The sequence below is a fragment of the Nocardioides sp. NPDC023903 genome (assembly GCF_040639295.1).
Classification (GTDB): Bacteria; Actinomycetota; Actinomycetes; order Propionibacteriales; family Nocardioidaceae; genus Nocardioides.
The window spans coordinates 15,856-36,209 of sequence record NZ_JBEZZS010000009.1; the positions used below are offsets into that span (position 1 = coordinate 15,856).

Below are 20,354 nucleotides of genomic sequence, written 5' to 3' on the forward strand. Positions count from 1 at the left end.
AGCCCTACGTGTTGCGCGGGTGGCCGTAGAGCGTCTTGATCAGCCGGGTGAGCGCCTGGAAGTTCTTGGCCTTGAACGGCATGCCGTGGATCTCGTTCTTCATGCCGAAGCGGGTCACCAGGATCGACTGCCGCTTGGTGAACTTACGGATGCCGTCCCGCCCGTGCCGGGCACCGAGACCGGAGTCCTTCCATCCGCCCATCGGCAGCTCGAGCGCGAAGTAGTTGGCCAGCGCGTCATTGACGGTGACGGTGCCTGCCTGGAGCTCGCGCGCGATGCGCTGTCCCTTGGCGAGATCCTTGGTGTAGACCGCCGCCTGCAGGCCGTACGCCGAGTCGTTGGCCAGCCGCACGGCCTCGGCTGCGTCGGCGACCTTCATGATCGGCAGCGTCGGGCCGAACGTCTCCTCGCGCATGCACGCCATGTCCTGGTCGACGTCGACCAAGAGCGTCGGCTCGAAGAACCGCCCCTCCCCCTCGCGTACGCCTCCTCCGGTGAGGGCCTTCGCGCCGCCGGCTACCGCGTCCTGGACATGCCGGGTGACGGTTTCGAGCTGCGGAGGGAAGGTCAGCGACCCTGACTCCGAGGTGCCGAAGCCGGTCGACTCACCGACGCGCAGCGACTCGAAGCGCTCGGTCATCAGGGCGACGAACTCGTCGTAGACCGGCGCCTCGACGTACACGCGCTCAGAGGAGGTGCACGTCTGGCCGGAGTTGTGCATCGCGCTGAAGAGCGTCACGTTCGCCGCGCGCTCGAGGTCGGCGTCGGCCAGCACGATCACCGGGTCCTTGCCGCCGAGCTCGAGGCTGCACGGGATCAGCCGCTCGCCGCAGCGCCCGGCGACCTTCTTTCCGGTTCGGGTGGAACCGGTGAACATCACCGCATCCACCAGCTCCACGAGCGCCGCGCCCGCGGCCCCCGACCCGGTCGCGACGCTGAAGACGCCGTCGGGCAGCCCGATCTCGCGCGCCATCTCGGCCATCAGCAGCGACGTCAGCGGAGTGATCTCCGACGGTTTGAGCACGGCGGTGTTGCCGGCCGCGAGCGCCGGGATCACGTCGCCGAAGTTGTTGAGGAGCGGGTTGTTCCACGGCCCGATCACGCCGACGACGCCCACCGGCTGGTAGCGGACGACCAGCTTGCGCCCGAGCACGAACGGCGACCGGCTGGTGATATTCTCGTCGGCGAGGTACTCGGGGGCGTGCTTGGCCCAGAACGCGCTCGCGACCGCGCCGTACATCACCTCGATGTTGGCCTCGTCGAGGGACTTGCCGTTCTCGGCGTGGATCGTCTCGGCGATCTGGCCGGCGTTGTCGAGGAACCACTTCTGCATACGGCGCAGGTAACGTCCACGGCCGGCGTACCCGAGGGCGGCCCAGGCGGGCTGCGCGGCCCGTGCGGTGGCGACGAGCGCCTCGACCTCGGCTGCACCGAGGTCTGGAACGCTCTCGATCGTCTTGCCTGTCGACGGGTTCTCGACCTCGATGACAGCACTCATGCCTTGCTCCTCACATAGGGGGCGAATCGGGATGCCATCAGGAACAGGACCGGGCTGAGCAACAGCGGCAGCACGAACATTGCGCGGTGACTGACCTGCTCGGCGACGGTGGCGATGGCGACGGCGGCCACGAGGTAGCCGACGTAGTTGGAGACGTTGACCCTGGCGACGGCCTGACCGCCACCGTCGGCGTCGAGGTGACCGGCCGCGACGAACGACAACGGCGGGATCATCGCCAGACCGGCGCCGAGCAGACCGAAGCCCGCGACCGCGACCCAGACCGACGGCGCGGCGACGACGAGCGCTACCGAGACGATGGCGACGAGCCCGCTGATCCGCACGGTCCGCACCGGTCCGATGCGGCGTACGACCTTGTCACCGACCAGCCGGGTGACCAGCAGCACCGCCTGGTACGCCGTGAACGCCAAGGCCGCCGCGCTCTGCGACGACGACAGGCCGTCGACGAGGTAGATGCCACCCCAGGCCGAGATCGCCGAGTCGAGGAACCACATCACGAAGGTCGGTACGGCGAGCAGCAGGACCGGCAGCCACGGCACGCTCGGCGCGTGATGACCGGCGTCGACGTGACCGTCGATCGGGTCGACCTGGAGCAGATCGCCCAGCAGCGCGAGGTTGAGCGCCAGCCCGACCGCGCACACGATCGCGAACGACGGCAGCAGCGACCAGCCCAGCTCCAGGGTCAGCGCCGCATAGCCGCCCCCGACGACCGCGCCGAGGCTCCACATGCCGTGGAAGCCGACCATGATGCTGCGACCGTAGAGATCCTCGATGCCGACGCCCTGCATGTTCATGGCCGCATCGATCTGACCGACGAAGAGCCCGTACGCACACACCGCGACGATCAGGCCCGCGACGCTGTCGGGGAGGGAGACGAGCAGCGTCGCCACCGACGCGCCGACGAGCGCGACCCTGAGGACCCTAGCGCTGCCGAAGCGCGCTGCGGCGTACCCGGCCAGGACGCTGCCGACGGCCGACGCGATCGCCACCGCGCCCAGCAGCATGAGCACCTGGTAGTCGCTCAGGTCGTGCTGGTCCTTGATGGTGGGCAGCCGGGTGATCAGGGACGCGAAGGTGAAGCCCTGGGTGCCGAAGGCCGCCCAACAGGCCCGGCGGGCCGCGCTTGGGGGCGCGGCGGTCGCGGTCGTGGTCATAGGAACGTCTTTCCTTCTCCTCGGTAGGTCGCGACGGCGTCGACGACGCTGCCGTCGTCGACGAGCGCCAGCTCGTCGACGTGCTCGCAGAGCTCGCCGGCCTTGGTGTGGCGGAACCAGACCCGGTCACCGATCTCGAGCTCGGCAGCCGCCGCACCGGTCAGCGGCGTCTGCACCTCGCCCGCCCCCTCGGTCGGGACCAGGCCGAGGCCGCGCGGCCACACCGGCATCGGGAGCCGGTCCTTGCCCGCTGCCCCGGAGGCGATCCAGCCGCCACCGAGCACCGTCGCGTGGCGCGGTGAGGGGCGGCGTACGACCGACAGGACGAAGTAGGCCGCAGGCTGGGGGTGGAAGCGGGTGTAGTGGTCGAACAGGTGCGGGGCGAGCAGCCCCGAGCCCGCGGCAACCTCGGTCACGGCGTCCTCGGCGGCGGTGGTCTCGATGCTGCCGGTGCCGCCGCCGTTGACGAACTCCAGCGGCGCCACGCTTCGCACCGCGGCGACGGCGGCGGCGCGTCGTTCGGCCAGCTCGTCGACGGACCTCCGCTGCATCGCCCGGACGAGGTGCTTGGACAGGCCCGGCTGGTTGTCGCCCATCCCCGCGATCTGGCCCTCGTACGCCATCACGCCGACCAGCTCGCAGCGCGGGTGCGCCACGACGGCCCGGGCGAGCGCGGCCGCCTGCTCGGGCGTGTGTACGGGCGAGCGCCTGGCGCCGAGATGCACTCGGCCGGAGGCCAGGCGGAGCGAGGCGTCGAGCTCGATGCAGATCCGGATCCGCGGACCGCTGGCGCCGGCCGCAGCCGCGATCAGCTCCAGATGCTCGACGCTGTCGATCATCAGCGTCACCCGAGAGGCCAGCAGGTCGTCGTCGGCGAGCCGCCGGATGGCGGCGGTGTCCGCGGTCGGGTAGCCGACCACCACATCGTCGATCTCGCGGGCGAGCCAGAGCGCCTCGGGCAGGGTGTAGGCGAGCACGCCCTGCATGCCGGGCATCGCCAAGGCACTCCGGATCAGGGCACGACAGCGCACCGACTTGCTCGCGACACGGATCGGCTTGCCGCCCGCGCGGCGCACCAGGTCGGCTGCGTTGGTGCGCAGCGCGGCCACGTCCACCACGGCGTACGGCGTGGGGAGGTCGGCGGTGGCGGCTTCGAGGTCTTCGAAGGAGGCGCGCGCCCGCGTCGGGACAGTGAGATCCAGCATTCATCGAGAATGGACCGCTCGACGGACTAGGTCAAGTGTCCAAGACTATTGACCTTTGGTGTGACCTGGGCCATTCTGAGGGCCGACCGTCCGCAGAAGGGACCCACCCATGAGCACTCGGTGGCGCAACTGGTCCGGGACCGAAGAGGCGACCCCCGCCCGCGTAGCCACGCCCGCGACGACCGATGAGGTCGCAGCCGCAGTGAAGACCGCCGTCGCCGACGGCCTGACGGTGCGCGCGATCGGGTCCGGGCACTCCTTCACCGGCGCGGCCGTCGCCCCCGGCCTGCAGATCCGGCCGGACCGGCTGGACGGCGTGCTCTCCGTCGATGCGGAATCGGGCCTGGTCACCGTCGAGGCCGGGATCCCGCTCCACCGGCTCAACCCGATGCTCGCCCGGCACGGGCTGGCGATGGAGATCCTCGGCGACATCGACCGGCAGACGATCGCCGGCGCGGTCTCGACCGGCACCCACGGCAGCGGCGAGCGGTTCCGGAGCATCTCCAACCAGATCCGCGCGCTCGAGCTTGTGCTCGCCGACGGATCGGTCGTGACGTGCTCGCGCGAGGAGCGGCCGGAGCTCTTCGAGGCCGCGCGGGTCTCGATCGGAGCGCTCGGCGTGATCACCAAGGTGACGCTCCAGTGCGTGCCGCTCTACGCGCTGCACGCGGTCGACGCGCCGATGCCGCTCGACGAGACGCTCGACGGGCTCGACGAGCTGGTGGCGAGCAACGACCACTTCGAGTTCTTCTGGTTCCCGCACACCACGACCGCGCTGACGCGCCGGTTCCAGCGGCTACCGGGCGACGCCGAGCTCAACCCGATGAGCACGCTCGCCAGGACCCTCGACGACAAAATCGTCACCAACATCGGCTTCGAGGCGCTGCTGCGCGTCGGCACCCGCTTCCCTCGCCTGGTCCCGGGGATCACCCGGTTCGTGACCCGGGCGGTGTCGACTCGGGACTTCACCGATCTCGCCCCGAACGTGTTCGCCTCCGACCGCGACGTACGTTTCCGCGAGGGTGAGTACGCCGTCCCGCGGGCCGCGATCGGTGACGTGCTCCGCGAGCTCCGGCAGTGGGTCGACACCCATGACGAGAAGGTGTCGTTCCCGTTCGAGGTCCGCTTCGTGAAGAGCGACGACATCTGGCTCTCGCCGGCGTACGACCGCGACGTCGCCTATGTCGCCTTCCACCAGTACCACCGGATGCCCCACGAGCGCTGGTTCTCAGTCTGCGAGGACATCCTCGGCGCCGCCGACGGGCGACCTCACTGGGGCAAGATGCACCGGCTCGGCGCGGCCGACCTCGCCGAGCGCTACCCGCGTTTCGGCGACTTCATCGCTTTGCGCGACGAGCTCGACCCGACCGGCGTCTTCGCCAATCCGTACGTCGATCGGGTCCTCGGCCACACCTTGCACCAGAGCTCGTCGAGCCGTCACTGACCTTCGGCGACGATCAGGTCCTCCAGGTTGCGCATCGACTGCTGGAACGACTTCCGCAGCCCGGGCTGGGTGACCTTGTCGATCACCGCCCCGATCGGGCCGAGGCCGACGCGGTAGCGGACGGCGTACGTCATCTCGGTGCCGGCGTCCTCGACACCGTCGACGGCGACCGGCCGGAACCGGAAGACGTTGGTCATCTCGTGCATCGGCGCGAAGCCCTCACCGGTGTCGATACGGGTCGTCAGCGGCTCGATCTCCCTGACCGTCCACGTCGACCGCGTGGTCAGAGGGCCGAGGGTGCGGTTGTGCTCGGCGTAGGTGCGGCCGACCTCGGCCTGGCCGTGGTGGTCGGTCACCTCCAGGACGCCGTCCACCCACTCGGCGTAGCGGTTCGTCGCCGACACCACCTGCCAGACCCGCTCCACGGGGACGGCCAGCACAGCGGTCTCGCTCAGCTCGGTCATGCTCATCTCTCAGTTCCTTCCAGTACGTCGATCACGGCTGCCGCGGCGTCGCGGCCGGAGCGGACGGCGCCGTCCATGTAGCCGTTCCAGTAGTCGGCGTGCTCCGCACCGGCCCAGTGCACGAGACCGAAGGGCCGGTCCCGCCACTCGCCGAGGGTGGTGACTACGCCGGGGGCGAGGACCGAGGTCGGACCGCCCCGGGTCCACTCCTCGCCCGACCAGTCCTGCTCGAAGTAGTCGCGCGGGCGCAACGCCTCCCGGCCCACCGCCCGCGCGAAGGTGCGCAGCACGGCGGCCCGGCGCTCGCGAGGTGGCCGGTGGGCCAGCGCCCGCCAGGCACGGCCACCGAGGAACCCCATCAGCACCCCGGGCCCGCCGCTCGGCGGGGTGTTGTCGAACATCGAGCAGATCGCCGAGTCGGACGAGCGGAACGTGGCCTGCCCGGAGAGCCCGTCCGCGCGCCAGAACGGCTCGTCGTACACCGCCTCGCACTTCATCAGGGTGCCCATCGGCATCCGGTCGAAGAGCGCGGCCTGCGGCGCGGGCAGCAACGGCGACCACGAGATCTTGCCGGCGAGCGGGGGCGGGACGGCGACGATCGCGTGCCCGGCCTGCCACACGCCCGCGTCGGTACGCAGCTTCACCGTGCGGCCGTTCTGCTCGATCGCGCGCACCGGGGCGTTCAGCACCACCCGGTCGCCGAGCTGCTCGGCCATCGCCAGCGAGACCCCCTGCGACCCGCCGACGAAGCGATCCTGCTGGGCACCGCCCTCCACCCCAATCCCACGGGTGATCGAACCGGGGTGGTCCTCGTCGCCCATCCCGGCGACGTAGTGGAGGCTGAACAGCGCGGAGGCGTCCGCCGCGGTGCCGCCGTACGCCGAGCCGAGGAAGATGTTGACCAGGTCGACCCCGGCGGCACTCACGGTGGTCTCGCGGATCCACGAGTCGAAGGTGACCGCGTCCAGCCGCGCGGCGTTGCGTGCCCGCCACGGTGCGCCCAACGGGATCCGCCGGGCGACCCTGTCGATACGGGCCAGGCTCACCGCGACATCCGCCAGAGCAGTCGGGTCCGGGGGTACGTCGCCGGCGTAGCGCTTGGCGCTGTTGCCACGGACGTAGACGGCCTCGCCCTCGGTGTACGCCGGGAAGGTCTTGACGTCCAGCTCGGCGGCCAGCCCGAGAATGTGGTTCTGGGTCGGTCCGACGAACTGTCCGCCGGCCTCCACGACCTGACCGTCACCGAGGTCGTGGTTGAGGGTGCGGCCGCCCACCCGGTCGCGCGCCTCGAGCACGACGACGCTGCGGCCCGCGGCCACCAGGGCACGGGCGGCGGTCAGCCCAGCCAGGCCGGCACCGACGATCGCCACGTCCACCCGCGCTGCGCGCGGCACGGCTCAGACCTCCTTGAGGTCTGCACCGGCGGCGAAGCTCTCGACCGAGGCGAGGTCAAAGCTGCCGAAGTCGGAGCCGAGCCCGCCGGCGACCTGGGCGGCGGTGGCACAGCCCAGCTGGGCCGCCTCGGTGGGCGTCCGGCCGAGCGCGAGACCCCGGATGTAGCCCGCCGAGAACGCGTCGCCGCAGCCGGTGGTGTCGACCACCTCGATGTCGTACGCCGGCACCCGGGTCACGCCTGCCGCGGTCGCCACGACCGCGCCCTGGGCGCCGGCGGTCACGGCCACGCAGCCGGCGCCGGCCTCGACCAGCGCGCGGCAGGCCGCCTCCAGGTCGGCGGCCCCGGTCCAGCCGAGGGCCTGCTCGTCGTTGACAAGCAGGTGATCGACATAGGGGAACGCCGCTGCGATCCACTCGAACATGCCCGGGTCGCCGGGCGCGAGGGAGTCGAGCGAGGTGGTCACGCCGTTGTCGCGCGCGTGGGCGAGGATCTTCGCCGCGGCGTCGCCGCCCATGAACTCCGGTCCGCCGAGGTGCAGGTGGTCGGCTGCGGCGATCACGTCCAGCGGCGCGTCGTCGGGACCGTAGGCGCCGTTGGCGCCGATCACGTGGAACGCCGGCCGCGACCCGTCGGGGCGGATCGGGAGCACGCTCGCGGAGGTCTGGTGGTCCTCGCGGCGTACCAGGTGCTCGGTGTCCACGCCGTCGCGCTGCAGCAGCGAGAGCAGCTGGTCGCCGACCGCGTCGGTCCCGATGGCGCCGGCGCTGCGGACGGTCGCGCCGAGCTTGGCGAGCACCAGCGCGGTGCCGCCGGCGGGGCCGGCCGCGGTGACCCGGATCTCGTCGACCAGCTGGCCGTCCTGTCCTTCGGGGATCGACTCGACGTGGCGTACGAGCGTGTCGAGCACGTGTGCACCGAGGGTGACGACGGTGGGGGAAGTGGTCACGATTTCTCCTGGGATGAGGGGCGGGTGGTGCCGTAGCTGCGGGTCAGGGCGGCGTGGATCACGGCGGCCTGTTGTTCCTCGTCGAGGACGCGTGGGGTGCCGATGGCGGCGGCTCGCCAGTAGACGGTGCAGCCCCACTCCAGGAGCAGGGCCAGCTCGACCGCCTTGGCCAGGTCGGCCGCATGGGTGATCGCGCCGTGGTTGGCCATGAGCGCGCCGGCGCGGTCCTCGAGTGCCTCGATGACCAGCTCGGCGAGCTCCGGCGTGCCGAAGGTCGCGTACGGCGCCACCCGGACCGCGCCGCCGAGCGCCAGCAGGCCGTAGTGGACGCACGGCAGCTCGGTCAGGACGCACGACAGCGCGGTGGCCATCGGCGCGTGCGTGTGGACGATCGCGCCCGTCTCGCGGCGTCGGTAGAGCCCGAGGTGCAGGTCGACCTCGGAGGTCGGCGCGAGCTCACCCTCGACGATCTGCCCGTCGAGGTCGAGAACGGTCACCTGCTCCGCGGTCATCGTGGCGAACGATGCCCCGGTCGCGGTGATCGCGACGAGGTCACCGGAGCGCACGCTGACGTTGCCCGCCGTACCGATGACGAGCCCCTCGGTCGCCAACGCCCGACAGGCATCGGCGACCGCCTCTCGCTCCGGCGTCATCGTGCCCCTACCGGAGCGTCGTCGGTCGGGAGCACGGCGTCCGGGTGCTCGCGGAGCCAGCGCTGCTGTTCGCGGTTGCTCCGTGCCCCGTCCGGACGCGTCTTCGGTGCGGTCGCGCCGGCCACCCGCTGTTCGCCGAGCGCATTGAGCACGATCTTGCTGGTGGCCCGCATCCCGGCTGCGTTCGGGTGGTACGACACCCCCGCGAAGAGGTCGGTCCACTGGCCGCGCACCCACGCCGCGTCACCGGCGCAGGCGTCGTGGCCGAGAGCGGGCCCGTAGACATCGACGTACGTCGCGTCGTTGCCGGTCGCGGCACGCTTCATGACCGCGTTGAGCTTGCGGTTGAGGAAGTCGGCCCACGCGTAGTCGCCATCGGCGAACGGGACAACGTCGGGGCAGTAGCCGGTCGGCGGCAACAGCCTCGGGTAGCCGACGAGGACGACCTTCGCCCCCGGCGCGCGCTCCTTGATCAGGTCCACCGAGCGCTCCAGGTTGCGGCCGGTGTTGTCGAGGGCGGCCGAGAGCGTGTCGACCCCGTTGACCGTGTAGTGGTCGCGGCACGGCGCACCGGTGGGGTCCTGGTCGCGGTAGTCACCGCAGGTGATGATCGAGCCGAAGACGCCGTAGTCGTTGCCGCCCATCCCGAGCGTGACCAGGTCGGTGTCGAGGGTGACGGCGTCGAGCTGAGGCGACTGGCTCGCCAGGTTGAGCTCCGGCGTGGGCGTCGGCTGCGGCAGGCTGAGGTTGCTCGTGTCCGCCGACGAGCAGCTGACGTCCTGGAAGGCACCCGCCTCGTAGTAGATCCCGAGATCGGTCGCCAGCCACGCCGGGTAGTTGTTGTTGGAGCGGAAGCACCAGGTGCTGTTCCACGGGATCAGCGGCCCGGCGGTGTAGGAGTCACCCAGAGCGACGTACTTCTGGTACGCCGGTGCGTCGCGTGCCGGGTCGGCGGCGGCGGGCGCCACGGTGGCGCCGAGCACGGCACCCACGGTCAGAGTCGCTGCGATGACGCTCCGCAGTCGGGGTGTGACGGTCATCGGAGCTCCTCAGCTGCCTGCGACGGGATAGTGGTCGGAGTAGTCGGAGTAGGTGGTCCCGGCGTGATCCCATGGCGGCGACGTGGGCGTGAGGACCGTGTTGGTCCACACCCGCGGGCGTACGTGGCCGCGGCGATGCAGCACGTAGTCGAGGTGCTCCTGCCCGCCCGTGGCGAGCGGGTTCGTCGTCGGATCCCAGCTGAACGGATGCCCGGCGTACGCCGTCGGGGCGGTGGTGTCGGTGGCCGCGAGCATGTCGGCGTACTCCGCGGAGGCCTTGTCGACGTTGAGGTCGCCGGTCACGATGACCTGTTCGCCGGACGGGATCGCCAGGCCGTCCAGGAACTCGTCGATCGCCGCGAACTGCTCGGCGCGTACGGCCGCCCCGTCGCCGAAGCAGAGCGGGTCCTCCGCCTGGACGTGGGTGCCGACGACGTGGACCGGAGTGCCGTCGACATCGAGCTGCGCGTAGACGAAGCCCTTGTTGGACAGCGCGTCAGCGCCGCAGCCGCCGCTGTAGACGTACTGGACCTTGTGGGTGATCGGCCACTTGCTCAGGATCGTGACGCCGCCGTCCTCGGGGGTCAGCCAGGAGTACGCGCCGAGAGTCTCGTCCCAGCCCGACGTCGAGCGCCCGAGCACCGGCGTCTGGTGGGGATACTGCGCTGCGAGCCGGCTCTTGAGGGTCTCCGACGGCCCGTTGTCGAAGGCCTCGTCGAACACCACCACGTCGTAGCCCTTGACGTAGTCGGCCTTCGCGATCAGCTCCGCCCGGGTGCCGTTGGCCTTGCCACCGATGATCGGCGGCAGTATCTGCACGTTGTGCGTGAGCACTCGTACGCGCGGCGTGGCGGCCGCCGCGTCGGGCGCCGCCGTGGCGGACGCCGGGACCGCGAGCCCCGACGCCGCCAGCAGGGCGACCCCCACGACCCGAGCCGCGACCCGGCTCACGAGCTGACCCCGAAGACGGGCGACGTGCCGGTGAACGACGAGACCGTCCCGAGCAGGTTGCGCGCATCACCGAAGTAGCGGATCCGGTAGCTGCCGGGCGGCGTCCCTGGCGGGACGTCCCACGTGATCGTCACCTTGGAGGCCGCGATGCCGTCGCGAGTCCAGCGGAACTTCGTCGACCAGTCGCCGTCGTCTGCGACCCGCTGCCACGTCGTACCGACCTTGCGCTCGACGGCGAGGTAGCTGCCGCCGTGGTGCAGGCCGTTGTTGGGATGCGCGCCCGCGAAGACCACGCTGACCTGCTGTCCCGGGCGGTACGTCGGGGCGGGCCCGGTCAGGATGTCGCCGAAGCGGTGGCCGATCTGTGGCGCATCCATCAGCACGGCGCCACTCGGCGACGGCAGCTGCCACACGCTGCGGTCGCCCTCCTTCTCCCCCAGCGGTACGTCGACCCCGTCGTCCATCGCCGAGCCCAGGTCGGAGGCGACCTGCGCGAAGGCCGGCTGCTCGTAGCGGCCGAAGAGGGTGCTGGCGCCTTCGTACTCCTTGGAGTCGTACTCCTCGGGCGTGGTCAGGTAGTGCGCGTACGCGTTGGCGTAGCCCTGCACCAGGACGTTGTCCAGGTCAGTGCCGACCGCCTTTGCCACCGCCTGCCGGATCCGCAGACCCGCCACCACGGTCACCTCGGCCGGGATCCCGACCAGGTAGAAGTCGCCGATCCGCATCAGCTGCACCGGGAGCTTCTGCTGCACCAGGTCGAGGTCGCCCACGGGCAGGAGCACCTCCTTCGGCGACTGGCAGGCCTTGAGCTCGGGCGACCCCGTGTAGAGCGCTCCGGAGATCAGCCCGACCAGGGGGTTGCCGCCGTCCTTGCCCTCCTTGAAGATCGGCAGCCCGCCGCCACCGTCCTCGGTGCTGCCCGCCGCGAAGGACGCCCCGAGCGCCGCCGAGCACGTGCGGTGCGGCTTGCCGTCGGGGGTGAACTCCGGCCGTACGTCGATCTTGCTGAGGTCCACGTAGACGATCCGCGAGTCGACGCCGCCGCCGAGCGACCGCTTGTCGGAGTCGAGTCCGTCGCGGGCCGCGTCGAACATCCGGGTGCCGATGATGCGGGTGTTCTCGAACTCGTCCTTGGTCGGGCCGTCGGTCGGCTGCAGGTTGAGGTTGGGCGACATGTCGCCGGCATTGGTCTGCGCGAACGACGCGACGAAGTCAGGGGCGGTGTCGTCGATGTAGTCGACGCCGCGCACCTGCCGCTCCCAGACGTACTCCGCGTAGCCCTTGTTGTCGGGACTGATCAGCCTGTTGCCGGTCGACATGCTCGTGGCGTGGACGGGGAACCAGTTGATGACCCCGTCGAGCTCGCTATCCCGGCGTACCTGAAGCGTGGTGCTCTGGGTGTCGGTGCCGTTGGGGAAGTACGCCTTGTCGGCCTCCGGGTTGCGGTCGAACGCCTGCTTGGAGCGGTTGACGTTGGCGTTGGTCAGCTGGCTGGTCGACAGGCTGAGGTCCGCGGGCGCAAGGTCGGCGTCGGCGCGCGCGATCGAGGCGACGATGCCGTCGACGACCGCCCGGAAGGTCTTCTCGTGATAGCCGAGCGTCGTGATGTTGTAGAGGTTGTGGTGCGAGTACCCGCCCGGCCCGGCGTGGGTGTGGGTCGCGGTGAGCATGACGTTGCGCTCGCTGTAGAGGTCGCCGTACCGCTGCTCGAGCTTGGTGAGGACGGCGTCGCGTACGCCCTGGAAGATCATCCCGACGTCGGCCACGACGTGGACCACCCGCTCACCGCTCGCCGCGTCGGCGATCACGAAGGCGCGGGCGCGCTGACGCATGTGGATGCCCGTGGTGGTCTGCGCGAGGTCGGCGTAGCCCATCATCCCGTTCTCGCCCGGCTCGCCGGTGACGTCAGCGATGCCACGGCCGACGAGGTACGCCGACTCGGAGGCCGCGCTCGCGCTGCTCAGTCCCGGTCCGGGTGATGGCCCGAGCACCAGCACAGCGGCGACAAGGGCGGCGACAAGCAGGCTGGCGCACGTCGTACTCGAACGGTGGTGGCGCATCGATCGGATCCTCTCGCCGGGTTGCGGTGTGATGAGGATTACCTTTTTCATCGGTTCGGTCAATCGTCCTGGTCACTTGACCCACATGTTGGGACCCAAATATTTCGGATCAGGGTTCCGCGTCATGAACTGGAGCTTTCATCCGTCTCACAGGCGTCTCGTTTAGTGGAACGCTATGTTCACGTAAAACGTGACGCGCGTAACTTCGACGTGAGACGGTTCGTTTGAACGTTGCATGAGGGAGCACGACCTCCGTACGATTTCAGTGCGGTGATCACCAGGGGAGATTCGATGTCCGCTTCGCGCTACAGCCGCCTTCAGAAGGCGACCGCGCTCGTTCCGCTCGCCGTGCTGAGCGCGGCCTGGACGGTCAACGTCACCGGTCTGACGCAGTCGAGTGCCACCGCATCAGGGACCAGATACGACGACGCCTTCAGCCTGCCCGACGGGACATCGGTCCCGGCCGAGGCGATCGAGGCGCCGGCCAGCGTGTCGGCCTCGACCAACGAGGGCGACAAGTCGCTGCCCGGGACGGCCAGCGCCGCCGGGATCCCGTCCGCCGCGCTCGCCGCCTATCAGCGCGCGGCCACGGTCATCAACGCCGCGGACGCGGCCTGCAAGATCGACTGGCCACTGATCGCCGCGATCGGCCGGGTCGAGTCCAACCACGGACGCGCCAACGACAACCGCCTCAGCGCCGAGGGCGTCTCCACGCCCGGCATCTACGGGGTGCCGCTCAACGGCAAGGGCAACGTCGCCCAGATCACCGACACCGACGGTGGGCAGTACGACGGCGACACCGGCTACGACCGCGCGGTCGGCCCGATGCAGTTCATCCCCTCCACCTGGGCGATGGTCGGCGTGGACGCCGACGGCGACGGCAAGCGAAACCCGCAGGACATCAACGACGCCGCCCTCGCCAGCGCCGTCTACCTCTGCTCCGGCAACGACGACCTCTCCACCGACCAGGGCGCGCGAGCAGCGGTCTTCCGCTACAACCACAGCCAGTCGTACGTCACGACGGTGCTCGGTGTCGCCGAGGCCTACCGCTCCGGCGACTTCACCTCGATCCCGAACAGCACGGTCCCGGTCGACTACGCGATCCCGCGGATGGACGCGCCCAAGTCTTCGAAGCAGAAGGACCGCGAGTTCCGCGCAGGCGGCCAGCAGGCCGGCCCGCGCGGCGGCTCCTCCCAGTCTCCGTCCGGCCCGTCCAGCGAGGCTCCTTCCGGTGAGACTCCCGGCGGGAGCACCGGCGGCGGTGACGACGGCGGCAGCACCGGCGGGCCTACGGAGACGGTGACCGAGCCGCTCAAGGACACCGTCGAGACGGTCGTCGCCACGCCCGCTCAGATTCTCACCGCATGCCAGCGCGAGCTGGCGAAGTACCCGCTCCTGAGCGCGAACCAGTCGGGCCAGGCGTTGACCCAGTGCGTGAATGCCATGGCCAACAAGACGCTCGAGCAGGTCAACGCAACCGTCAGTAACGTTCTCACGCTGATCCTCAAGGGCATCCTCGGCGGCCTGTTCGGCGCACTCACCGGCAACTGATCCGATCAACGAAGGGCCCCGCCCTCCGGCGGGGCCCTTCGCATGTCTGGAGCGCTCAGGCGGCGGGCTCGTCGTCCTCGTACTCGGTGACGAAGGCGCGCCCGAGCTCGCGGACGGCGGCCAGGGAGGACGCGTCGGCGAGCAGGGAGCTGAGGTGGTAGTCGGCGACCGACTCGGCCAGGGCGTCGGAGCTCGCCGAAGCCTTCTCGTCGTCGCGCCGGCCGTGCCACAGTCGGTGCTGGGCGCCTTCGTTGAGCGAGAGCAGCATCAGCGCAGTGGCGGCGGGGTCGGTCTGACGAAGCTCACCGCTGGCGACGCCCAGCTCGAGGAGCTGGGCGGCCGCGTCACGCAGCTTGTCGCCGTCCTCCTCGAAGCCCGCGAAGACCTTCGGCTGCGCCAGCGCGGCCACCTCCAGCTCGTAGAAGTCGAGCGGGGCGGTGCACAGCTGACGTACGTCGGTGTAGAGGAAGGCGTAGAGCCGCGGAGCGGCGGGGCCGTCCTCCTCGAGAAGCTTCTCCGCGAGCGTGAGCGACTCGCGGTTCTTCTCCATCAAGGCGGAGAGGATCTCTTCCTTGGATTTGTAGTAGTAGTACATCGAGGACTGGCGCAGTCCGACGCACTCGGCGATCTGGCTGATCGTCGTCGCTGCGACCCCTTGAGCGGTGAAGAGCCTGGATGCCTCTTTGAGGATCTCTTCTCGCGGGTTCGCCGAATCCCGTCCACTGTTGCGCGGCCGACCGGTGCGCTTTGTGCTGCCCAACTCTCGATTGGTCACAGGCTCGAGTCTACTCTCAGGATATGTTCCACGTCACAGAGCTACCCGGCTGATCGAGCGAGAACGTCAGCCTCGCAGCCAGCCAGCTGCTTCGGTGGCCCAGTAGGTCAGAATGACGTCCGCGCCCGCCCTCTTGAAGGCGGTGAGTGTCTCCAGGATCGCCGGTTCGCGGTCGATCCAGCCGTTCGCGGCGGCGGCTTCCAACATCGAGTACTCCCCAGAGATGTTGTAGGCAGCCACCGGAACATCGACAGACTCACGCACTCGCTGAAGGACGTCGAGATACGGGAGCCCGGGCTTGACCATCACGATATCGGCACCCTCGGCGACGTCAAGGAGCGCCTCGCGGACACCCTCCAGCGCGTTGGCCGGATCCTGCTGATAGGTGCGCCGGTCGCCCTTGAGCGAGGAATCGACCGCCTCGCGGAACGGGCCGTAGAAGGCCGAGGCGTACTTCGCGGAGTAGGCGAGGATCGAGACGTCGGTGTAGCCGGCGCCATCGAGAGCATCGCGGGTCACCGCGACCTGGCCGTCCATCATCCCGGACGGACCGACCATGTGGACGCCGGCCTCGGCGTGCGCGATCGCCATCTGGGCGTAGATCTCGAGAGTGGCATCGTTGTCGACCGAGCCGTCCTCCGCGAGGACACCGCAGTGACCGTGGTCAGTGAACTCGTCCAGGCACAGGTCGCTCATCACGGTGAGCGCGTCGCCCACCTCGGAGACGACATCGGCGATGGCCACGTTGAGGATGCCCTCGGGGTCCAGCGCACCGGAGCCAACCGCATCCTTCGTCTCCGGGACACCGAAGAGCATGATGCCGCCGATGCCGGCGGTCGCGGCCTCGGCCGCGGCCTTCCGCAGCGACTCCCGGCTGTGCTGGACGACCCCGGGCATCGTCGAGACCGGGACGGGCTCATCGATGCCTTCGCGCACGAACGCGGGCAGGACCAGGTTGGCGGGACGTACGGCCGTCTCCGCGACCATCCGGCGCATGATCGGCGTGCGGCGCAGCCGGCGGGGACGGATCACGGGCTTCTCGATGCTCATCGGCACTCCATCGCAAAAGGGTACGTTCCACGGTAATGCAACAGCCGCGTGCACCCACACTCGGGAGCACGCGGCTGTTGCCGTCGAACGGTCGGTTCAGGAGGTGCGCGAACGGCGTCGCGACGCCGGGCGCCGGTCGGACGGCTTGGTGACCGGCAGGCCCTGCTCGACCAGCGAGGCGCGACGCGCGGCACCGAAGGCGGCGAGCGCCTCGGTGAGCGCCTCGATCGACGGCTCGGGCGACATCACGTCGACCCGCAGGCCGTGCTCCTCGGCGGTCTTGGCGGTGGCCGGACCGATCGCCGCGATCACCGTGGAGGTGTGCGGCTTGCCCGCGATGCCGACCAGGTTGCGGACCGTGGACGAGGAGGTGAAGACCACCGCGTCGAACTTGCCCGTCTTGATCGCGTCGCGGGTCGGCGCGGGCGGCGGGGCCGCCCGCACGGTGCGGTAGGCCGTGACGTCGTCGCACTCCCAGCCGAGATCGACCAGGCCGGCGATGAGGTTCTCGGTGGCGATGTCGGCGCGCGGGAGGAAGACCCGGTTGATCGGGTCGAGGTCCGCGTCGTACTCCGGCCACACCTCGAGCAGGCCGGCGGCCGACTGGTTGTCGGTGTTCGGCACCAGGTCGGGGCGCAGGCCCCAGGCCTCGAGCGCCTGCCCGGTCTTCTCACCGACAGCGGCGATCTTCAGACCGGAGAAGGCACGGCAGTCCAGGCCGTACTCATCGAACTTCTCGCGTACGGCACGCACCGCGTTGATCGAGGTGAAGGCGATCCAGTTGTAGCGGCCCTCGACCAGGCCGCGTACGGCCTTGTCCATCTGCTGCGGGTTGCGCGGCGGCTCGACGGAGATCGTCGGCACCTCCTCGGGCACAGCACCGAAGCCCTTCAGCTTCAGCGACAGCGCGGGCGCCTGCTCCTTGGTGCGGGGCACCAGCACGCGCCAGCCGAAGAGCGGCTTCGTCTCGAACCACGAAAGCGTCTCACGCAAGCTGACCACCTTGCCGATCACCACGATCGCCGGCGGCGCCATCCGTGCGGCGCGAGCGTCGACGGCGATGTTCTCCAGCGTCGACTCTACCGTCGACTGCTCGGTCGTGGTGCCGACGCGGGTGATCGCGACCGGGGTCTTGGCCGAGCGGCCCGCCGCGACGAGCTCCTTGGCGATGTCGCCGATCATGCCGACACCGGAGAGGAGAACCAGGGTGCGGTTGTCGGCGTACTGGCTCCAGTCGATCTTCTCGTTGCAGGTGACGACCGCGACCTCTTGGTGGTCCTTGGTCGTCAGCGGGATGCCGGCGTACGCGGGAACGGCCGACACCGACGAGACGCCGGGGACGATCTCAAAGCCGATGCCCGCCTTGGCGCAGGACTGCGCCTCCTCGGGGCCGGAGGCGTAGAGGAAGGGGTCGCCGGTCATCAGGCGCACGACGCGCTTGCCCAGCTTCGCCTGCTTGACGACGGCCTTGGCACGGGCGGCGTTGGCCAGGGGCTGGCCGTCCACGCCGAACCCGCCGTCGATGAACTCGGGTCCGACCGGTTCCGGGGTCTCTTCACCCTCGGCCGGCTCGACCGGCTCGGGGATGCCGAGTACGCCGCGCACCATCGAAGCGTGCTCGGGGGCCTCGGTCACGACAACATCGGCCTGCTTCAACAGGTCGATCGCCCGTACCGTCAGCAGCTCAGGGTCACCGGGACCGCTGCCGACGAAGGACACCCAGCCCAGTGGGGTGGCCGAGCTGTGCTCGGCCGTCTGCTCGGTGGTCTTTGCTCGGGTCATGCGTTGTGCACCTTGTCCTGCTCGGGAGCGGTCTGGGGGGAACCGCCCGTGTCCATGACAGCCTGTCCGGGGTCAGTGGTGGGGTCGTCGGTCAGGTCTGCTGCGCCCTCGGCGAGCATCTCCTCGGCGAGCCGACGCCCGACGCCTGCGGCGTCGTCGAGCGGCCCGGATGCGGAGAGTCGGATCGAGAGCGAGCCATCGAGTGAGAGCGCCACTGCCCGCACCCACAGCTCTGGTCCTTCCTCACCCTCAACCACGTCGGCGAGGGTCCCGATGGGCGCGGCGCAGCCACCTTCGAGGGTGGCGAGCACCGCGCGTTCCGCCTCGACAGCCGCTCGGGTGGGCGAGTCGTCGAGGGAGGTCAGAATCTTGCGTACGTCGGCATCGGCGTCGCCTGCGCGACACTCGACCGCCAGGGCCCCCTGACCAGGAGCGGGCAGCACCTGGATCGGGTCGAGGACCTCGGTGATCTCGTCGAGCCGGTCGATGCGGGCCAGGCCGGCACGCGCGAGGACGACCGCGTCGAACTCGCCAGAGCGGACCTTGCCGATGCGGGTGTCCACGTTGCCGCGGATGCCGGCCAGCTCCAGGCCGAGGCCGAGGGCCTTGATCTGGGCGACGCGGCGCGGCGAGCCGGTGCCGACCCGCGAGCCCGGCGGGAGCTCACCGAGGGTGAGGCCGTCGCGGGCGACGATCACGTCGCGCGGGTCCTCGCGCGGCAGGATGGCGACCAGCTCGATGCCGTCCTCGGGGTAGGTCGGAAGGTCCTTGAGCGAGTGGACCGCGAGGTCGATCTCCTTGGCATGGAGCGCGTCGCGCAGCGCACTGACGAAGACGCCCGTCGAGTTCGCGCTGGTCAGCGGGGTGTTCGCCGCCTGGGTGCGATCGCCGTCGGAGACGATCTCGACCAGCTCGACGATGTGGCCCTGGGCGCGGAGCATCTCCGCCACGAGGGTCGACTGGGTGACGGCGAGCTGGGATCGGCGGGTGCCGAGACGAAGAGTTCTCATGAGGGGTCTCCTGGGACGTCGGCCCGGGTCACCGCAGAGACGGCCTCGGGGTCGAGCGCGAAGAGCTCGGCCAGTGCAGCGGCGTAGGACACCGCGCCGGTCTCGTTGGCGAGCTCCTTGACCCGGACGGTCGGCTCGTGGAGCAGCTTGTCAGCCACGCGGCGTACGGCGTGCAGCACCTCCGCGCGGGTGGCCTCGTCGAGGCCGGGCAGCTTGTTGTCGAGGCGTTCCATCTCGGCGGCGACGACACCGGTGGCCATGCTCCGCAGCGCGACCACCGTCGGGGTCACCGCGGACTGGCGACGAGCGCTGAGGAACGCCGCGACCTCCTGGGTGACGATGTCGCGGACCGCGAGCACCTCCTTGCCGGCGGGCGAGGCGTGCAGTTCGTCGGCGAGGGCGGCCAGGTCGATCAGGGTGACGCCCGGGAGCGAACCCGCGGCGGGGTCGATGTCGTGGGGCAGAGCCAGGTCGATCAACGCGATCGGGCGGCTGCTGCGGTCACCGACCATCTCCGCCGGGATGAGCAGCCCGCTCGCGCCCGCGCAGGTGATGACGATGTCGGCGGCCGCGATCTCCTCGGCCAGCGTGTCGAGCGAGGCGGAACGCGCCGAGTATTCCTTGGCGAGGCGCTCGGCGTTGGCCGTGGTTCGGTTGACCACGACGACGTCGGCGGCTCCCAACCGGGACACGGTCGCGGTGGCCAGCCCGGCCATAGCACCGGCGCCGACGACGGCGACCCGCTTGCCGCGTACGTCACCCACGGCTCGCGCGGCGCGGTCCAGCGAGGCGGTCACCAGCGATGGGGCGGCCTGGTCGATGTCGGTCTCCGCGCGCGAGCGCTTGCCGACTCGCAGCGCCTGCTGGAACAGGCTGTTGAGCGCCGGTCCGACCGTGCCCATCTCCTGGCCGAGCTGCAGGGCCGCGCGGGCCTGCCCGAGGATCTGGCCCTCGCCCACGGCCATCGAGTCGAGCCCGGCGGCCACCTTGAACAGGTGGGAGACGGCACCGTCGTCGTAGTGGACGTAGAGATGCGGCAGCATCGTCTCGAGCGTCTGGCCGGCGCCCTCGATGATGCGGCGCGAAAGCTCCTCGACGGAGCCGTGGAAGCGCTCGACCTCGGTGTAGATCTCGAGGCGGTTGCAGGTCGCGATGACCGCTGCCTCGCTGACATGCTCACAACCAGCCACGTCGGTGAGGAGCTTCTGCAGGCCGTCCGCGTCCACCGACGCCGCCTCGAGCAGCGAGACCGGCGCAGAGTTATGTGAGATGCCGACAACAAGGACACTCATGCCGGCGCCTCCGTCGAGGAGGAGCAAGGATACGGACCCGCCGGCCTGAGGCTTACTGTCGTTCG

Annotated in this window: 17 protein-coding genes; 2 read left to right on the top strand and 15 right to left on the bottom strand. The window is 70.2% G+C overall.

Annotation, left to right across the window (positions count from 1 at the left end; genetic code table 11):
• Nucleotides 1-4: 4 nt before the first annotated feature.
• Genes AB0F44_RS11985 through AB0F44_RS11995 form a run of 3 tightly spaced genes read right to left on the bottom strand, consistent with a single transcriptional unit; the run spans nucleotide 5 to nucleotide 3,875 of the window.
• On the bottom strand, nucleotides 5-1,498 hold the full coding sequence (locus AB0F44_RS11985) for an aldehyde dehydrogenase family protein (protein WP_357355633.1): 1,494 nt from the start codon (nucleotides 1,496-1,498) through the stop codon (nucleotides 5-7).
• The gene (locus AB0F44_RS11990; protein WP_357355635.1) at nucleotides 1,495-2,670 is read right to left on the bottom strand and encodes an MFS transporter; all 1,176 of its coding nucleotides are present in this window, start codon (nucleotides 2,668-2,670) and stop codon (nucleotides 1,495-1,497) included. The genes AB0F44_RS11985 and AB0F44_RS11990 overlap by 4 nt, the downstream gene beginning before the upstream one ends.
• Complete coding sequence (locus tag AB0F44_RS11995; RefSeq protein ID WP_357355637.1) at nucleotides 2,667-3,875, bottom strand: amino acid deaminase/aldolase; 1,209 nt, start codon at nucleotides 3,873-3,875, stop codon at nucleotides 2,667-2,669. Before AB0F44_RS11995 ends, AB0F44_RS11990 begins: the two co-directional genes overlap by 4 nt.
• Nucleotides 3,876-3,984: 109 nt before the next feature.
• Here AB0F44_RS11995 and AB0F44_RS12000 point away from each other — a divergent pair, with 109 nt between their 5' ends.
• Nucleotides 3,985-5,319, top strand: coding sequence for a D-arabinono-1,4-lactone oxidase (locus AB0F44_RS12000; RefSeq protein WP_357355639.1), 1,335 nt, complete (start codon nucleotides 3,985-3,987; stop codon nucleotides 5,317-5,319).
• Here AB0F44_RS12000 and AB0F44_RS12005 read toward each other — a convergent pair.
• Genes AB0F44_RS12005 through AB0F44_RS12035 form a run of 7 tightly spaced genes read right to left on the bottom strand, consistent with a single transcriptional unit; the run spans nucleotide 5,313 to nucleotide 12,829 of the window.
• Nucleotides 5,313-5,789: an SRPBCC family protein gene (locus AB0F44_RS12005; protein ID WP_357355641.1), complete on the bottom strand. Its 477-nt coding sequence runs from the start codon at nucleotides 5,787-5,789 to the stop codon at nucleotides 5,313-5,315. The two genes, AB0F44_RS12000 and AB0F44_RS12005, sit on opposite strands and share 7 nt — an antisense overlap.
• On the bottom strand, nucleotides 5,786-7,177 hold the full coding sequence (locus AB0F44_RS12010; RefSeq protein ID WP_357355643.1) for an FAD-dependent oxidoreductase: 1,392 nt from the start codon (nucleotides 7,175-7,177) through the stop codon (nucleotides 5,786-5,788). The genes AB0F44_RS12005 and AB0F44_RS12010 overlap by 4 nt, the downstream gene beginning before the upstream one ends.
• A gap of 3 nt (nucleotides 7,178-7,180) precedes the next feature.
• The gene (locus AB0F44_RS12015; protein WP_357355645.1) at nucleotides 7,181-8,125 is read right to left on the bottom strand and encodes a sugar kinase; all 945 of its coding nucleotides are present in this window, start codon (nucleotides 8,123-8,125) and stop codon (nucleotides 7,181-7,183) included.
• On the bottom strand, nucleotides 8,122-8,778 hold the full coding sequence (locus AB0F44_RS12020; protein WP_357355647.1) for a class II aldolase/adducin family protein: 657 nt from the start codon (nucleotides 8,776-8,778) through the stop codon (nucleotides 8,122-8,124). The genes AB0F44_RS12015 and AB0F44_RS12020 overlap by 4 nt, the downstream gene beginning before the upstream one ends.
• Nucleotides 8,775-9,818 carry an SGNH/GDSL hydrolase family protein gene (locus AB0F44_RS12025; protein ID WP_357355649.1) on the bottom strand — a complete coding sequence of 348 codons (1,044 nt, stop codon included), beginning with the start codon at nucleotides 9,816-9,818 and terminating at the stop codon, nucleotides 8,775-8,777. The genes AB0F44_RS12020 and AB0F44_RS12025 overlap by 4 nt, the downstream gene beginning before the upstream one ends.
• 9 nt (nucleotides 9,819-9,827) lie before the next feature.
• The gene (gene sph / locus AB0F44_RS12030; RefSeq protein WP_357355651.1) at nucleotides 9,828-10,769 is read right to left on the bottom strand and encodes a sphingomyelin phosphodiesterase; all 942 of its coding nucleotides are present in this window, start codon (nucleotides 10,767-10,769) and stop codon (nucleotides 9,828-9,830) included.
• Nucleotides 10,766-12,829: a neutral/alkaline ceramidase gene (locus tag AB0F44_RS12035; RefSeq protein ID WP_357355653.1), complete on the bottom strand. Its 2,064-nt coding sequence runs from the start codon at nucleotides 12,827-12,829 to the stop codon at nucleotides 10,766-10,768. The genes sph and AB0F44_RS12035 overlap by 4 nt, the downstream gene beginning before the upstream one ends.
• Nucleotides 12,830-13,120: 291 nt before the next feature.
• On the opposite strand from AB0F44_RS12035, the gene AB0F44_RS12040 reads away from it, so the two are divergent.
• Nucleotides 13,121-14,380 (top strand): lytic transglycosylase domain-containing protein, encoded by a 1,260-nt coding sequence (locus AB0F44_RS12040; protein WP_357355655.1) that lies wholly within the window; start codon nucleotides 13,121-13,123, stop codon nucleotides 14,378-14,380.
• Nucleotides 14,381-14,435: 55 nt separating this feature from the next.
• Here AB0F44_RS12040 and AB0F44_RS12045 read toward each other — a convergent pair whose 3' ends face one another.
• The 5 genes from AB0F44_RS12045 to AB0F44_RS12065 form a co-directional block, all read right to left on the bottom strand.
• A complete protein-coding gene (locus tag AB0F44_RS12045; RefSeq protein WP_350665875.1) occupies nucleotides 14,436-15,155 on the bottom strand; it encodes a TetR/AcrR family transcriptional regulator in 720 nt (239 codons plus the stop codon).
• Nucleotides 15,156-15,221: 66 nt separating this feature from the next.
• A complete protein-coding gene (hemB, locus tag AB0F44_RS12050) occupies nucleotides 15,222-16,205 on the bottom strand; it encodes a porphobilinogen synthase (RefSeq protein WP_357355657.1) in 984 nt (327 codons plus the stop codon).
• Nucleotides 16,206-16,301: 96 nt separating this feature from the next.
• Nucleotides 16,302-17,987: a uroporphyrinogen-III synthase gene (locus tag AB0F44_RS12055; protein WP_357355659.1), complete on the bottom strand. Its 1,686-nt coding sequence runs from the start codon at nucleotides 17,985-17,987 to the stop codon at nucleotides 16,302-16,304.
• Nucleotides 17,984-18,997: a hydroxymethylbilane synthase gene (hemC, locus tag AB0F44_RS12060; RefSeq protein ID WP_357355661.1), complete on the bottom strand. Its 1,014-nt coding sequence runs from the start codon at nucleotides 18,995-18,997 to the stop codon at nucleotides 17,984-17,986. Before hemC ends, AB0F44_RS12055 begins: the two co-directional genes overlap by 4 nt.
• Entirely contained in the window at nucleotides 18,994-20,289 is a 1,296-nt protein-coding gene (locus AB0F44_RS12065; protein WP_357355663.1) for a glutamyl-tRNA reductase, read from the bottom strand. The genes hemC and AB0F44_RS12065 overlap by 4 nt, the downstream gene beginning before the upstream one ends.
• Nucleotides 20,290-20,354: the final 65 nt, after the last annotated feature.

What these genes read in the sequence shown, in the direction of transcription:
- AB0F44_RS11985 (WP_357355633.1), bottom strand. Translation starts at nt 1,498, where the DNA reads ATGAGTGCTGTCATCGAGGTCGAGAACCCGTCGACAGGCAAGACGATC.
- AB0F44_RS11990 (WP_357355635.1), bottom strand. Translation starts at nt 2,670, where the DNA reads ATGACCACGACCGCGACCGCCGCGCCCCCAAGCGCGGCCCGCCGGGCC.
- AB0F44_RS11995 (WP_357355637.1), bottom strand. Translation starts at nt 3,875, where the DNA reads ATGCTGGATCTCACTGTCCCGACGCGGGCGCGCGCCTCCTTCGAAGAC.
- AB0F44_RS12000 (WP_357355639.1), top strand. Translation starts at nt 3,985, where the DNA reads ATGAGCACTCGGTGGCGCAACTGGTCCGGGACCGAAGAGGCGACCCCC.
- AB0F44_RS12005 (WP_357355641.1), bottom strand. Translation starts at nt 5,789, where the DNA reads ATGAGCATGACCGAGCTGAGCGAGACCGCTGTGCTGGCCGTCCCCGTG.
- AB0F44_RS12020 (WP_357355647.1), bottom strand. Translation starts at nt 8,778, where the DNA reads ATGACGCCGGAGCGAGAGGCGGTCGCCGATGCCTGTCGGGCGTTGGCG.
- AB0F44_RS12025 (WP_357355649.1), bottom strand. Translation starts at nt 9,818, where the DNA reads ATGACCGTCACACCCCGACTGCGGAGCGTCATCGCAGCGACTCTGACC.
- AB0F44_RS12035 (WP_357355653.1), bottom strand. Translation starts at nt 12,829, where the DNA reads ATGCGCCACCACCGTTCGAGTACGACGTGCGCCAGCCTGCTTGTCGCC.
- AB0F44_RS12040 (WP_357355655.1), top strand. Translation starts at nt 13,121, where the DNA reads ATGTCCGCTTCGCGCTACAGCCGCCTTCAGAAGGCGACCGCGCTCGTT.
- hemB (WP_357355657.1), bottom strand. Translation starts at nt 16,205, where the DNA reads ATGAGCATCGAGAAGCCCGTGATCCGTCCCCGCCGGCTGCGCCGCACG.
- AB0F44_RS12055 (WP_357355659.1), bottom strand. Translation starts at nt 17,987, where the DNA reads ATGACCCGAGCAAAGACCACCGAGCAGACGGCCGAGCACAGCTCGGCC.
- hemC (WP_357355661.1), bottom strand. Translation starts at nt 18,997, where the DNA reads ATGAGAACTCTTCGTCTCGGCACCCGCCGATCCCAGCTCGCCGTCACC.
- AB0F44_RS12065 (WP_357355663.1), bottom strand. Translation starts at nt 20,289, where the DNA reads ATGAGTGTCCTTGTTGTCGGCATCTCACATAACTCTGCGCCGGTCTCG.